General features: G+C 58.2%; 10 protein-coding genes. 6 read left to right on the plus strand and 4 right to left on the minus strand.

The window, feature by feature from the left end:
- Positions 1–24 precede the first annotated feature (24 nt).
- From mgtE to ACR0NN_RS14765, 5 genes are all read left to right on the plus strand, one after another.
- Positions 25–1,419 carry a magnesium transporter gene (gene mgtE / locus ACR0NN_RS14745; protein ID WP_170723548.1) on the plus strand — a complete coding sequence of 465 codons (1,395 nt, stop codon included), beginning with the start codon at positions 25–27 and terminating at the stop codon, positions 1,417–1,419.
- Positions 1,416–1,982: a 5-formyltetrahydrofolate cyclo-ligase gene (locus tag ACR0NN_RS14750; RefSeq protein ID WP_480684961.1), complete on the plus strand. Its 567-nt coding sequence runs from the start codon at positions 1,416–1,418 to the stop codon at positions 1,980–1,982. The genes mgtE and ACR0NN_RS14750 overlap by 4 nt, the downstream gene beginning before the upstream one ends.
- A gap of 70 nt (positions 1,983–2,052) precedes the next feature.
- On the plus strand, positions 2,053–2,865 hold the full coding sequence (locus ACR0NN_RS14755; protein WP_170723547.1) for a TIGR00282 family metallophosphoesterase: 813 nt from the start codon (positions 2,053–2,055) through the stop codon (positions 2,863–2,865).
- Between the two features lie 91 nt (positions 2,866–2,956).
- Positions 2,957–4,735, plus strand: a complete 1,779-nt coding sequence (locus ACR0NN_RS14760) for an SLC13 family permease (RefSeq protein ID WP_170723546.1) — start codon at positions 2,957–2,959, stop codon at positions 4,733–4,735.
- 96 nt (positions 4,736–4,831) lie between these two features.
- A complete protein-coding gene (locus ACR0NN_RS14765) occupies positions 4,832–5,578 on the plus strand; it encodes a YbaY family lipoprotein (RefSeq protein ID WP_170723545.1) in 747 nt (248 codons plus the stop codon).
- Here ACR0NN_RS14765 and ACR0NN_RS14770 read toward each other — a convergent pair whose 3' ends face one another.
- The 4 genes from ACR0NN_RS14770 to ACR0NN_RS14785 form a co-directional block, all read right to left on the minus strand.
- Positions 5,579–7,240, minus strand: a complete 1,662-nt coding sequence (locus ACR0NN_RS14770; RefSeq protein ID WP_170723544.1) for an FAD-binding dehydrogenase — start codon at positions 7,238–7,240, stop codon at positions 5,579–5,581.
- Between the two features lie 11 nt (positions 7,241–7,251).
- Positions 7,252–8,109 carry a bile acid:sodium symporter family protein gene (locus ACR0NN_RS14775; RefSeq protein ID WP_170723543.1) on the minus strand — a complete coding sequence of 286 codons (858 nt, stop codon included), beginning with the start codon at positions 8,107–8,109 and terminating at the stop codon, positions 7,252–7,254.
- A gap of 72 nt (positions 8,110–8,181) precedes the next feature.
- Entirely contained in the window at positions 8,182–8,916 is a 735-nt protein-coding gene (locus ACR0NN_RS14780) for a glutamine amidotransferase (RefSeq protein WP_170723542.1), read from the minus strand.
- Between the two features lie 16 nt (positions 8,917–8,932).
- Positions 8,933–10,705: an SLC13 family permease gene (locus ACR0NN_RS14785; RefSeq protein ID WP_170723541.1), complete on the minus strand. Its 1,773-nt coding sequence runs from the start codon at positions 10,703–10,705 to the stop codon at positions 8,933–8,935.
- 111 nt (positions 10,706–10,816) lie between these two features.
- On the opposite strand from ACR0NN_RS14785, the gene ACR0NN_RS14790 reads away from it, so the two are divergent.
- Positions 10,817–11,557: a YebC/PmpR family DNA-binding transcriptional regulator gene (locus ACR0NN_RS14790; RefSeq protein ID WP_170352472.1), complete on the plus strand. Its 741-nt coding sequence runs from the start codon at positions 10,817–10,819 to the stop codon at positions 11,555–11,557.
- Positions 11,558–11,607 lie beyond the last annotated feature (50 nt).

An 11,607-nucleotide genomic window follows, 5' to 3' on the forward strand; every position in this document is an offset into this window, starting at 1 on the left:
ATCCACGAGCAATAGGGGCAGCGCATGACGACAGGGAATGACGAAGCCAGACCTGACCAGCCCCGGGAAGAGGACGTCTATGCGCTGGATCGGCGAACCGTAGCGGCGATCCTTTATGCGGTTGATGTCGAAGATCGCGCCAAGCTGATTGAGCTGATGGAGCCGCTGCATGCGGCCGATATCGCTGACCTTCTGGAACAGATCAACCCATATGACCGCGCCCGCCTAATCCGGTTGTACGACAAGGAATTTGACGGGGATATCCTGTCTGAACTGGATGAATCCGTCCGGGAAGAGGTGATCAACGTCCTGAAACCGGACGTCCTGGCCGAAGCCGTTCGAGATATGGAAAGCGACGATGTCGTTGACCTTCTGGAAGACCTCGAAGAACCACAGCAGGAAACCATCCTTGATGCGCTGGAGGATTCCGAGCGGGTCGCGGCCGAACAGGCGTTGTCATACCCCGAAAACTCGGCCGGTCGCCTTATGCAGCGCGAAGTTGTCATGGCGCCCGAGCATTGGACGGTTGGGCAGGCCATCGATTTCATGCGCGCCAATGATGATCTGCCGGAGCAGTTCTATCACCTGATTCTGGTCGATCCGCGATTGAAACCTGTCGCTCAGGTCACGCTGGGCAAGCTGATGGCGACCCGCCGCGAAGTGCCGCTGCACGACATCGCCGAGGAAGATTTCCACACCATCCCCGTCGAACAGGACGAAGAGGACGTGGCCTATGCGTTCAACCAGTATCACCTGATCTCGGCCCCGGTTGTTGATGCAGATGGGCGGTTGGTCGGCGTAATCACCATCGATGATGCGATGGTGGTTCTGGACGAAGAATACGAGGAGGACATGTTGCGCCTTGCGGGTGTCTCAGACGAAAGCTCTCTGTCCGATAGCGTGGCGGCGACCAGCAGGCGGCGCTTGCCGTGGCTGGGCGTTAACTTGATTGCCGCGATCTGTGGTTCCCTCGTCATTTCGCAGTTCGAGGCCGCGATTGATCAGTTGGTTGCCTTGGCGATCCTGATGCCGATCGTGGCGTCGATGGGGGGCAACGCCGGAACGCAGTCACTGACGGTCGCTGTGCGGGCCTTGGCCACGCGCGACTTGACCGGCTCGAACGTGGGGCGTGTGATCCGGCGCGAACTGCTTGTGGGAATGCTCAATGGGATGTGTTTTGCCGTCGTTTTGGGAACCGTTGGGATGATGTGGTTTGATTCTCCACTGCTGGGTGTCGTGATCGGATCGGCGCTGGTCGTGAACATGATCATCGCAGGCTTTGCAGGTACGGTAGTACCCGTGGTGCTGGATCGTCTGGGCGTTGACCCGGCACTGGCATCAGGAACCTTCGTGACTACAACAACAGACGTCATGGGCTTCTTCATCTTTCTAGGGCTCGCCAGCGTGGTGCTATTGTGAACGAAACAACCGATCTGACTGAACTCAAAGCCGCTGCACGCAAGGCTGCCTTCGCGCGCCGTAGCGCAGCGTTTGATGCGCGCATTCCGGGGGCAGCAGGTCGTTTGTCAGAAGTTCTGGCAGGACATCGCGGTGTTCCTACGTCCGGCTACATGCCGATCCGCACCGAGATTGACCCGCTGCCCGCTATGGCTGAGGCGGCGGCTTATGGGCCTGTAGGAGTGCCCGTCATTCAAGCCGCAGGCCAGCCATTGCGCTTTTCGCGCTGGACGCCGGAAGGTGTGCTGAAAGACGGGCCCTTTGGTGCGAAAGTGCCGGAAGTCGACGACTATTTTGATCCTGAAATACTGATCGTTCCCTTGGTGGCGTATGATGCGAAAGGCGGACGATTAGGCTATGGCGGCGGTTTCTATGACCGCACCCTAGAAGGCTTGCGCGTAAAACGCCCGACGCTTGCCATTGGCTTTGCCTTCGACGCGCAGGAAGCTGAGCATCTGCCGCTGGAGCCGACGGATCAACCGCTGGACATGGTGATCACCGAAAGCCGGATATTGACCTTTTAATCAATTGCCAATCGCGCATTTGTCTGGTTCCGCCTTGTTATTGCCACCTGCGGCGCTTAGGACCGCAATCATGAGGATTTTGTTTCTTGGTGACGTTATGGGGCGCTCGGGTCGCGCCGCCATTCAGCAACATCTGCCGCGTCTGCGTGACGAATGGCGGCTGGATTTTGTGGTGATCAATGGCGAGAACGCCTCGAATGGGATGGGGCTGAGCGGGGATCACGCCAAGCTGCTGCTTGAGGCCGGGGCAGATTGCATCACGCTGGGCGATCATGCGTTCGATCAGAAAGACATGCTGCAGTTCATCGAGAAAGAACCGCGCATCGTGCGTCCGGTGAACTATGCCAAAGGCGCACCGGGGCGGGGGCACCGGCTGTTCACGGCTCCGGGTGGGCGCAAGGTGCTGGTGGTTCAAGTGCTGGGGCAGGTCTTCATGAAACGGCCCTTTGACGATCCATTCTCGGCCATCGAACCGATCCTGAAATCGCATCCGCGCGGCGGTCAGGCACAGGCGATCATCGTTGACATGCATTGCGAGGCGACATCCGAAAAGATGGCGATGGGCCATTATTGTGACAAACGCGCCAGCCTTGTGGTGGGGACGCACACACATGTACCAACCGCAGACGCGCAGGTATTGCCGGGTGGGACAGGATACCTGACTGATGCCGGGATGTGCGGCGACTATGACTCGGTCATCGGGATGGACAAGCAAGAACCCATGCGACGGTTCATCACTGGGATGCCCAAAGCGCGGTTTACGCCTGCAAATGGCGAAGCGACGCTAAGCGGCGTATTTGTTGAAACCGATGATCGCGACGGCAGTGCAAAAACTGTGCAGATGGTGCGGGTTGGTGGGCGGTTGCAGCAGGCAACGCTCTGAAAAACACGTCAGGCTTGCCCTGATGAACGCAATACGTGAAACTGATCACCGGGCGCGTGTGCCAGTTTAGGTTTCGGACAGAATACCAAGAATGCAATTCTTTCAACTGACAGAGACGGGCAGCGCGATACTGGCGCTGATGATCGTCGCAGGCATGTTCATTATGTTCCTGCGCGAGGTTTATCCGACCGAGGTTGTTGCCATCGGCGGGGCAGCCCTGATGCTGGCCACCGGTATTCTACCCTATCAAAGTGCGCTTGCGGTCTTGTCGAACCCCGCGCCTTGGACCATTGGCGCGATGTTCATTATCATGGGCGCACTGGTTCGGACCGGGGCGCTTGATGCTTTCACCTCGGTTGCGCAGAAGCAGGCGCAGGTGAACCCCCGGTTCGCCATCGGATTGCTGATGGCTTTTGTCGTCTTTGCATCAGCGGTGGTCTCTAACACGCCGGTGGTTGTTGTGATGATCCCGGTCTTCATTCAGATCGCCCGAACACTGAACGTTTCAGCGTCAAAGCTATTGATCCCGCTCAGCTATGCAGCGATTCTTGGCGGCACGCTGACGCTGATTGGGACGTCGACTAACCTGCTGGTCGATGGTGTGGCGCGGGCGCAAGGCATGACCGCATTCACGATCTTCGAAGTCACCCCTCTGGGCATCGCGTTGGTGATCTACGGAATGGTCTATCTTCGCTTTATTGCGCCTCGCTTGCTGCCCGAACGTGACAGTATGGCTGAAATGCTGAGCGACCGCTCCAAGATGAAGTTCTTTACCGAGGCTGTTATTCCCCCCGACAGCAACCTGATCGACCGGGAAGTAACCGGGGTTCAACTGTTCAAACGTCCCGGTGTGCGTCTGATCGACGTGATCCGGGGGGATGAATCGCTGCGCCGAAACCTGAAGGGTGTCAGCCTGAAAGTGGGCGACAGGGTGGTTCTGCGAACCGAGATGACCGAGTTGCTGAGCCTTCAAAGCAACAAGGAACTCAAGCGCGTCGATCAGGTCTCGGCGGTTGAAACCAAGACGGTTGAGGTGCTGATCACGCCAGGATGCCGAATGGTTGGCCGAACGCTGGGGTCTATGCGGTTGCGGCGGCGGTATGGCGTTTATGTCTTGGCTGTTCATCGCCGAAACCAGAATATCGGACGCCAATTGGATGATCTGACAGTGCGGGTCGGTGATACGCTCCTTTTGGAAGGCTCACCTGCCGATATTCAGAAGCTGGCGGCGGATATGGACATGGTTGATGTCACGCAGCCATCGGCGCGGGCATTCAGGCGCAGCCATGCTCCGATTGCGATTGGCGCGCTGGTTGGGATTGTTGCTCTTGCTGGACTTGGCGTTGCGCCGATCCTGCTGCTTTCAATCATCGCTGTTGCTGTTGTACTGATGACCCGCTGCATCGACGCGGACGAGGCGTTCTCATTCGTTGAGGGCCGATTGCTGGCCCTGATTTTCTCGATGCTCGCAATCGGCGCGGCGCTCGACAAATCCGGAGCGGTGACATTGATCGTCGAGGCGGTCGCACCTGGGCTGGGCATGTTGCCACCTTTCCTGATCATCTGGGCGGTGTACCTGCTGACATCGGTGCTGACCGAGTTGGTTTCGAACAATGCGGTGGCCGTGGTCGTCACACCGATCGCGATCTCTCTGGCGCAGGCGGTGGGCATCGATCCGCGTCCGCTGGTTGTCGCGGTAATGGTTGCTGCCTCGGCGTCTTTTGCGACGCCTATCGGCTATCAGACCAACATGATGGTGTATGGCCCGGGCGGGTACAGGTTCACTGATTTTCTGAAGGTTGGTGTGCCGCTGAACCTGACTGTGGGTCTGCTGGCATCGCTGCTGATCCCGTTTATCTGGCCCCTCTAAGGCCGGCACGGATTCGCCGACTTGAATGTGTTGCACTTGTAAAACCTGATCCAGCCACAATCTTTTCGCTAAAGACGAAAGTGAAAGGATGGGATCATGCCTTTTCCAAAACTCGGGCAGGCCATTGTGGCCGGAGCAATCATATTAGCCCTGCTTGGCAGCCAGAGCCATGCCGGCACCGTCACCGGTACTGCAACCTACCGCGAGCGGATTGCTCTGCCGCCGGATGCGACACTTTATGTGGAATTGCAGGATATCTCGCGCGCTGATGCCGCTGCTGTGACCCTCGCTGCGCAACGTTATGCGTTGAACGGTGTGCCCTCAGATTTCGAGCTGACCTATGATGATGCTCTGATCCGCGAAGGGATGACCTATGCTGTACGCGGCGCGATCTATGGTGGGGACGAGTTGCTGTTTACCACGGATAGCGTCCACCCTGTGCTAACCAATGGCGAAGGCAACACGGCAGAGCTTTTGCTGGTGCAAACGAACAGGCAGGGTACCGAAACACTGGAAGGGACCGAGTGGACGGCCATCGGTATTGACGGAGCTATCCTTGACTCAAAACGCCCACCTCAGCTCTCATTCGCTCAGGGCGGCGCGTTCGGTGGCACAGGCGGCTGCAACAGGTTCTCCGGGCAAGCCGAGATCAGCGGCAATAGTCTTGAGTTTCCAGACAACATGGCCGCGACCCTGATGGCATGCCCTCCAGAACTTGAAGAGGTCGAAGACCAGTTTCTAGCGGCCCTGCAAAAGGTAACGAACTATGCCGTTGCCGGCGACAGTCTGGTGCTGCTTGACTCTGCGGGCGAGCCGGTGCTGAAATTCGTGCGCAACCAGTAATTACGCGACGGCGCGGGACCGTCCCGCATTGCGGCCCGAGAAGATGCATCCACCCAGGAATGTGCCTTCCAGCGCGTTGTATCCATGGTAACCGCCGCCGCCGAAACCTGCGACCTCTCCGGCTGCAAATAGGCCGGGGACGACCTGACCGTTTGCACCGATCATCTGGCTGTCGAGGTTGGTTTGTAAGCCGCCCAGCGTTTTGCGGGTTAGCACATGCAGCTTGACCGCGATCAGCGGCCCGTTTGACGGATCGAGAAACTTGTGGGGCTTGGCGGTTCGGATCAACTTGTCGCCCCGATAGTTGCGCGCCGCGAGGATCGCCATCATCTGCGCGTCCTTCGAGAACGGGTTGTCGACCTGCGAATCCCGCGCCTCGATCTGGGCACGCAGATTCGCCTCGTCAATAAGGCCACCACCAAGCTGGTTCATTCCTGTGACCAATTCGGTCAACGTGCGAGCGACGACGAAATCCTCGCCTTTTTCTTTGAATGCCTCGACCGGAGCGGTGGCCTTGGAGCCCGACAGTATGCGCTGACGGATCACTTCTTTCCAACTGCCCGATGTGAAATCGGGATTTTGTTCCGAGCCTGACAGCGCGAATTCTTTCTTGATGACCTTCTGCGTCAGCACGAACCAGCTGTATTCATATCCGGTTTTCAGAATTTCGCGCAGGGTGCCCAGAGTATCGAAGCCCGGCAGACATGGAGGTTGCAGGCGATTGCCGCGCGCATCGAACCACATGGAACTTGGGCCGGGCAGGATACGAATGCCATGTGCGGGCCAAATCGGGTCCCAATTGCGGACACCTTCCGTATAGTGCCACATCCGGTCGCCATTGATCACATGCCCGCCTGCCTTTTCAGTGATCGGGATCATCCGGCCATCCACGTGGAACGGAACGCCCGCCACCATATCCTTTGGCGGCTCACCCAATCGATCACGCGGCCAGCTCTTGCGCACCATCTCAAAGTTACCGCCAATGCCGCCTGACGTGACGATGACCGAAGGAGCGTAGACCTCGAACTCACCCACTTCGTCTCGGTTGGTCTTGCCGCCGCGCTGGGCGGTATCGTCAGCCAGAACCTCTCCGGACACACCTTTGGCGCAGCCGTTCTGGATGATGATGTGGCTGACCTGATGTCGGAACTTAAACTGTATCAGCCCTGCGCTGACATGTTCGCGCACCCGTTGGATGAAATGTTCGAGCACGCCCGGCCCGGTGCCCCAAGTGATGTGAAATCGCGGGACAGAGTTGCCATGTCCATTGGCATAAGACCCTCCGCGTTCAGCCCAGCCCACAACCGGGAACCAGCGTAGGCCCATCTCATGTAGCCATGGCCGCATCTCACCGGCTGCGAATTCAACATATGCTTGGGCCCATTTACGCGGCCATGCGTCTTCATCCCGGTCGAACTGCGCGCTGCCCATCCAATCACGCAGGGCCAGATCGTGGCTGTCGCGGATGCCCATGCGGCGTTGTTCGGGGGTATCGACCATGAACAAACCGCCGAGGCTCCAGAATGCTTGCCCGCCAAGGAAATGTTCCGGCTCCTGATCCACGACGATCACGCGTTTGCCGCGATCCCCCAGTTCCGCTGCAGCTGCCAGACCGGCAAGGCCAGCGCCAACGACAATCGCATCTGCTGTGTTTTCAGTCATCGGATCTCCTTTCAGCGGCTGCGGAACCAGAGAATAAAAGGGGTCACGACCACATACATGGTGATACCATAAACGGCGGCAGGTACGGCCAGCGGGCTGAAACCCGTCGTCGTGCCTGTGATCAGTGCCGCCAGTGTAATCCCCATAGCCGAGTTCTGAATCCCGGTGTCGATTGAGATGGTCTTGGCCTCTTCCCATGTCAGTTTTGCCGCGCGGGCCAGCCCTAGGCCGATCAGCAATAGGGCTATGTTCAAGCCGATCAGAGCGACTCCGATAGAACTGAGATTTTCGATGAAGAACGTCCAGTTCCCGGCAAGAGCGGCCAGAACAATCAGCACGAACAAGACCGAGGCGAGCGTCGATAGCGGACCATCAATTCGAGTGGCAAACTCTCTCGCAAACCTGCGTATGCTGACGCCGATGGCGACTGGCAGTGTGGTGATCAGAAATAGCGCTGTGGCTAATGCACTGATTGAGACTTCGGGCGCGGCCTCTCCCATGAAATGGTTGATCGACCATGCCGCGAGTATTGGAACGGTCACGATTGACAGCAGGCTAATCACCGCCGTCAGGCTGACGGACAGGGCCACATCCCCCTTTGCGAATTTGGTAAGAATGTTGCTGGTCACCCCGCCGGGGCAGAAGCTGAGGAGCATGACGCCGACAGCGATCTCGGCGGATAGTCCGAACAGTGAAACTGTTAGAAAGGCCGCCAATGGGATCAACATCACCTGGCTAATCGCACCAATGGCAAAGGGGTAGCCGCGCGTCAGAACGCGGCGGAAATCAGCGGACTCAAGCCCGATCCCCAGTGACAACATGATAATGGCCAGCGAAATCGGCAGGCCGACATTGATAAGTAAGTCCAAGAACAACTCCTCCCAAAGCCGTTCGGGCCAGCCTATGCGAGGGGTCGTGGATCAGGCAACCGCGCCGTTAGGTCACCCGTATCGTTCGGCAAATCGGCGCAGGATTTCACCCGGTTGCGTGACGTCTGCGGCGTGGCACATATCGATCAGATTCTGCGCATCTTCCGGCGGGAAATAGCCGTGATCCTTGTAGATATGGATGCGCTGTTCGAAATCCTTGGCGTCCGCCTCGGGGTGGAACTGGGTTGCATAGACATTCTGCCCCCAGCGGATCATCTGAATCGGGCAGGGGTCCGAGGCCACCAGATGCACGCAGCCTTCTGGTAAGGTCTGTACGGCCTCTTTATGGCCTACAAAAGCCTCGAACTGCGGATGCAGGCCAGCGGTCAGAGGATCCTGTGTGCCATCCTCGGTCAGGCGACAATCAGACGGACCAACTGGCTCGCCATATTGCCGTTTGCTGACGTCACCCCCTAGATGCGCGGCAAGAATGCCCAAGCCATAGCAGCAGCCCATGAACGGATGATCCTGTGCGGTGATCTGCGGCATCAGCCCCATGATCGCATCCTCGATCTTGGCATCCAGTACGGATTTGCTGGCCGGGTCGTCACTGACGCAGCCCGGACCGCCGCCGACAATGACACCTGCGTAGTGGGTCACATCCAACGCATCGGGCAAGTCTTCGCAATCCAACCGGATGCGATGGGTCTGGGCGGGCTGAAGGCCGGTTTTGTCCAGAATCGAGGCATACTCGGCATCCGACGCATCAGTTTCCGGGCGCAGTTGCAGGATCAGAAATCGTTTCATGCGCTGCCTTTACCCATCAAAGCGGCCAGAACACAAGGATCGAGGGGATTGAGACCGCGATGATCAGAACCTCCAGTGGCAATCCCATGCGCCAGTAATCGCCAAACCGGTATCCGCCGGGACCCAGGACCAGAGTGTTATTCTTGTGCCCAATCGGGGTAAGGAAAGCAGCGGATGCCGCCACCGCAACGGTCATCAGAAACGGGTCGGGGGAGACTTCAAGCGTGCGGGCCATTTGAATGCCAACCGGGGCAGCAACAATCGCAGTGGCTGTATTGTTGAGCACATCCGACAGCGTCATTGTAACGACCATCAGTACCGTCAGGATCGCCCAGGCGGGCAAGCCATTCGTCAATTGAATAAGCGCGTTGGCAATCAGCTCCGTTCCACCCGAAGTCTCAAGCGCGCTGCCCAGCGGGATCATCGATCCCAGCAGAACCACAACAGGCCATTCGATGTGGTTGTAGATATCCGCAATCGGCATGATCTTGGTCAGCACATAAGCCACGACAACCAGGCCCAAAGCGATGGGTAGGTAGATCAACCCAATGCTGGCGGCAAGCACAGCTGTCGCGAACAGGCCAATAGCCAGCCAAGCCTTGTCATTTGCGGTCACGTTCAACCCGCGTTCTGCCAGCGGTAGACAGCCAAGCCATTCAGTCACATCCGTGCTGCGATCCCGGGGGCAGAGCAGCAGCAAGATGTCCCCAGGTTCAACCTCGGTCTTGCGGACCTGCTGGGTGATCCGGCGCCCCTGACGCGAAATCCCCATCAGTACCGTGCTTTGTCGCCACGCAAGCCCTAACGCCTGCGCAGTGCGTCCGGTGATGCGGGCACTTTCGGGAACAACGACTTCGATCACCTCAAGCCCATCGCCTTCGGCGGTCAAAACCTCTTGTCTCCGCGTGTCCGAGAAATCCAGATTGAGCGCGGCGCGGAATTCGTCCAGCGCCTCGGGCCGCGCCTCCAACACCAGCGCATCACCTTCGTGCAAGGTCGCGTGGGTCGATCGGCCATAGCGGCGCTTGCCGTCACGGATCAGACCAATAATGGCCACGTCAGATTTCTCGGCAGCTTCATAAAGCTCACTTACTCGCTTGCCGATATGCGGTGATTCAGGTGGGATCGTCAGTTCTGCGATATATTCCGCCAGCACTTCCGAAGTCTCTTCTTGAACACCTCGATTTGGGATCAAGCGCCAGCCAATCAAAGCCACAAAGGCGAGACCGGCAATGGCGGCGATGCCACCCACAGGGGCAAAGTCGAACATCCGAAACGGCTCGCCCAGCGTTTCGGCCCGGATTGAGGCGATAATGATATTCGGGGGCGTACCGATCAGGGTGGCCATGCCACCAAGGATGGTTGCAAAACTCAGCGGCATCAGGCTGAGACCGACCGAGCGCCCAGCCTTTCGTGCGGTCTGGATGTCGACCGGCATCAGCAAGGCCAGCGCCGCCACGTTGTTCATAAAAGCCGACAAGATTGCGCCGATTCCGCCCATCAGCGCGATATGCGCGCCCAGCCCGCGCGAGGCATCAACCAGCGTCCGCGTGATCATGAACACAGCACCCGAGCGCACCAGACCGGCAGAAACCACCAGCACGAGCGCGACAATGATTGTGGCCGGATGACCGAAACCCGCAAAGGCGCTGTCAACGGGAACTACACCCAACGTGACTGCGATCATAAGCGCGGTGAAGGCCACGAGGTCATAGCGAAACCGCCCCCACAGCAGCATTCCAAACACGGCGAAAAAAAGGGAAAAAAGAATGATTTGATCCGTCGTCATGCCGCCACCATAACCCGCGCCAGCCTTGGGGCAAGTCGATCTCTTGATCCCAGCCCCCGCAAACGTCTATATGAGCGCCAAACACGCAATCACGAATGACGAGGACGCACCATGGCAGGCCATTCCAAATGGGCCAATATCCAGCACCGCAAGGGACGTCAGGACGCCGCGCGGTCCAAACTGTTTTCCAAGCTGTCGAAAGAGATCACAGTCGCTGCCAAAATGGGCGACCCCGATCCCGACAAGAACCCGCGCCTGCGTCTTGCGGTAAAAGAGGCCAAGTCGAACTCGGTCCCCAAAGACGTGATCGACCGCGCGATCAAGAAATCGGTTGCGGGCGAGGGCGATGAATACGAAGAAATTCGGTACGAGGGTTATGGCCCCAATGGCGTCGCGGTAATCGTCGAAACGATGACCGACAACCGAAACCGTACCGCATCCACGGTACGCTCGACCTTTTCTAAGAACGGCGGAAATCTGGGCGAGACCGGCTCGGTCGGTTTCATGTTCGACCGCAAGGGTGAGGTTGTTTACCAGGCCGATGCAGGTGATGCGGATACGATTTTTGAAGCGGCCATCGAAGCCGGGGCCGAGGACGTTGAAAGCTCGGAAGACGGTCACATCATTTGGTGCGCTGATACCGATCTGAACGATGTGTCGAACGCATTGGAAGAGGCGTTGGGTGAATCCGAATCCACCAAGCTGGTGTGGAAACCTACCACCACGACCGAACTGGGTCTGGAAGACATGCAAAAGTTAATGAAGCTGGTGGATGCGCTGGAAGACGACGACGACGTTCAGCGCGTGACCACGAATTTCGAAGCGACGGACGAGGTCATGGCACAGCTCTGACCTGCTGATCGATCGCGCAAGGATTTGAACCCGGCCCGTTTGGCCGGGTT

Source organism: Ruegeria sp. BA2 (assembly GCF_056539605.1).